Annotated in this window: 2 protein-coding genes; both read left to right on the forward strand. The window is 66.1% G+C overall.

The annotated features are described in order from the left end of the window. Positions 1-312: 312 nt before the first annotated feature. On the forward strand, positions 313-1,956 hold the full coding sequence (locus ACY693_RS17420) for an RsmB/NOP family class I SAM-dependent RNA methyltransferase (protein WP_462323076.1): 1,644 nt from the start codon (positions 313-315) through the stop codon (positions 1,954-1,956). A gap of 353 nt (positions 1,957-2,309) precedes the next feature. Then, a partial coding sequence (locus ACY693_RS17425) for a CBS domain-containing protein (RefSeq protein ID WP_462323077.1) occupies positions 2,310-3,085 on the forward strand: 776 nt, incomplete at its 3' end.

A 3,085-nucleotide genomic window follows, 5' to 3' on the forward strand; every position in this document is an offset into this window, starting at 1 on the left:
AAAGCCAGCGTCTTCGAGCCAGCCGGCGAGCAGGTCGAGCAGCGGTCGATTGCTCTGATCGAAGCGCGGATTGACGCTGCTGACCGAGGGCACCGAGATCAGGCCCTCGAGCATCTGGCGAAGCGGCGGGGCAGCGGAGGCTGAACGCTGAGACATGGGGGCTCCTGAGCGGTTGGATGGTTGTCCCATCCCAAAGGCACTAAGATGGGGCGGAAAGACCCTCGCCTGCAAGCGCGGCCTGCGTCTTGCTCGAGCCGATTCTGCGAGAATGCGCCAAGCTTGCTCGCCACCCGCCCTCGAATTCTCCTCTTCATGTCGCTTTCATCAACCGCAAAGTCCGATCTCGAGTCCGCCCTTGGCCGCTACCGTGGCCTGTTCGATCAGCAGGTCGAGGGATGGGATGACTTCATCGCCGCCCTGATGCGGCCGCTGCCGACCTGGATCTGGGCCAATCCACTGCGCATCGACGGCCCGCGGCTGCTCGAGCTGATCGCCGAGGAGGGCGTGAGCGCCGAGCCGGTCCCTTGGTTGGCGCCCTGGTGGTCCTCGGTTGCATCGCGGGTGTCGCCGCGCGGCGTTGCCTCAACTGCGATCGCATTGCAGCTGCCGCCGGGCTACAAGGCCGGCCAGCGCTGGTGGTACTGCGCCGGTCTGGCCCATGCCCAGGAGGCCGTCTCACAGTTACCGGTGACATTGTTGGATGTGCAGCCTGGCCAGCGTGTGCTCGACCTCTGCGCAGCTCCCGGCGGTAAGACCGCGCAGTTGGCGTTGGCGTTGGGCAACCAGGGCACCTTGCTCGCCAATGATTTCGCTGCCGAGCGCATCTCGGCGCTGCAGGGCAATCTCGATCGGCTCGGCGTCATCAATTGCAGCACAACGCGCTGCGACGGCGGCAATTATCCGGCCGCAGCGGGTGGCTTCGATCGCATCCTGGTCGACGCCCCTTGCTCGAGCGAGGGCACGCTACGGCGCAATCCCAGCCTGGCGCAGCGCGGTCGCTGGGCGAGTAGCCAGACCGGTGGCTGGACCGGAGCCAGAGGCAGTGAACGAGCCAGCGATCGGACTAGCGGCCTGGCTAGCAACAGGGGCGGAGAGGCAGGCTGCGCCCACAGCGGCATCGGACCCGAGCGCTCGCTGCGCATGGCGGGTCGCCAGCGCGCGTTGCTGCGCAAGGCGGTTCAGCTATGCCGGCCTGGCGGGCGCATCGTCTATTCGACCTGCACCTTCGCGCCGGAGGAGAACGAGCTAATCGTCGCCGAGATCCTGGACGAGCAGCGCGGCAACCTCGCGTTGCTGCCCTGCGAGGTTCCAGGCCTGCGGACCGGGGCCGGTGTGACCCATTGGCAAGGCCGTGATCTCGACTCGAGTCTCGCGCGCTGTCTGCGCGTCTGGCCGCATGCGAACGATACCGGCGGCTTCTTCGTCGCCGTCCTGCAGAAGGCCCCCCAGGCCCCGGGGCTGGGCATCTCCGAGCCAGCCTCGCTGCAGTTGGATGCTGAGGATGATCACTGGCTACAGGAGTTGAGCGAGCACTACGGACTGCCGGCATCGGCGATCGCCGGCTGCCGCTTCCATCGCCAGACGCGCCGCGGGCTGCATCTGCTGGCGGCGGATCACCAACCGCCAGCAGCCCCGAGGCCGCAGGGTAGCGGGCTGTTCGCTTACCGCACCAATATCCGCCCGCCGAAGCTCACCACGGGCGCGGCGCTGCTGCTCGGCTCGACGGCCACCCGCCAGACCCTTGAGCTCAGCACAGAGCAGCGCGATTGTTATCTGCGCCGCGAGCTGTTCCCGCTGAGCCCAACGCCGGCAGGCGACTGCCGACCGGGTCAGGTGCTGGTGCGCTACCGCGGCGTTTCGCTCGGGGTTGCGGTGCTGCATCGCTCAGGAGACCTGGAGAGCCTGTTCCCGAGCCGCTGGAGCGGCCGTACCGCTGGCGCTGAAGCCTCGGGCTGAGGGCTTGGTTTGACGCCCTGGATTGACGCCCTGGCTTGATTTGGTGTTTATACCCAAAGCACGCCAATTGTCGGCACGACATAGCGGAGGGTCGGGTGGCGGCGAGCGGGGGTGTCGACGGCATGGATGCCGTCGTCAAGCCTCCAAGGACGGATTCACGGCGTCCCCCGGTCGACGCTGCCCGACCCGGAGTGGGCTCGAAGCGCCGAAAACTGATCTGCGATGGGTACATCTAGCCGTCATCTTGTCAGGCTACTTTGCGTCTGTTTCCCTAGATGCGCGATCCTGGCCACTCTTTTTTGCCGTGATGTCCGCGCAGCTGCGAGCGCACGTTCCTGACCGAAGACCCTGAAATGACATCGAAGAAGCCGAAGATTCCGCTGATCTGGCGTGCCGATCCGAACAAGACGGTCAGCGAAGACCTGAGCGAGCCGAATCGGGCCGTCGTCGATGAGTTCGCGCGACTGATCAAGGCCGGCGCACGCGACACCGTCATCAAGGCGGTTCGCCGGATGCCGCCGCCGAATATGGTCTCGCTGTTCGTGCATCTGCCGCTCAAGCACGCCCGCAAGCTGACCGGCTGGCTGGATCAGCCGCAGCTGCGCATCATCGCTGAGCTGAATCCCTCATTCCGGGCGGCGCTGCTCGATGATGTTGCGGTGCAGCGGTTGGTCGACGTGCTCGACGGCTTCGAGCCCGAGGAGGCAGCCGATGCCCTTGATGATCTCCCGGACGAGGTCGCCGAGCAGGTGCTGCCGCGGCTACAGGAGCGCGAGACGATCGAGGCATTGCGCGGCTACGGCGAGGAATCGGCTGGCAGCATCATGAGCCGCAAGTTCGTCGCGGTGCCGGTCGACTGGACAGTCGGCCAGGTCACGGCCGATATCCGCGCCAATGCCGAGGCCATCGAGAAGCTCTACGCGGTGAACGTGGTCGATGCTGAGCAGCATCCGATCGGCTATCTGCGCCTGCGCGATCTCCTGCTGGCGCCGAAGGAGACGCCGGTCCGGCAGATCATGCAGACCGATTTCGTTGCCGTGGGTCCAGAGACGGATCAGGAAGAGGTGGCGCGGTTTGCGGATCGCTATGAGCTCTCGGTGGTCCCGGTGGTTGATCGAGACGGTCGTCT

Source organism: Halochromatium sp., assembly GCF_054919635.1.

Coding starts and splice junctions, on each gene's coding strand:
- ACY693_RS17420 (WP_462323076.1), top strand. CDS start 313: ATGTCGCTTTCATCAACCGCAAAGTCCGATCTCGAGTCCGCCCTTGGC.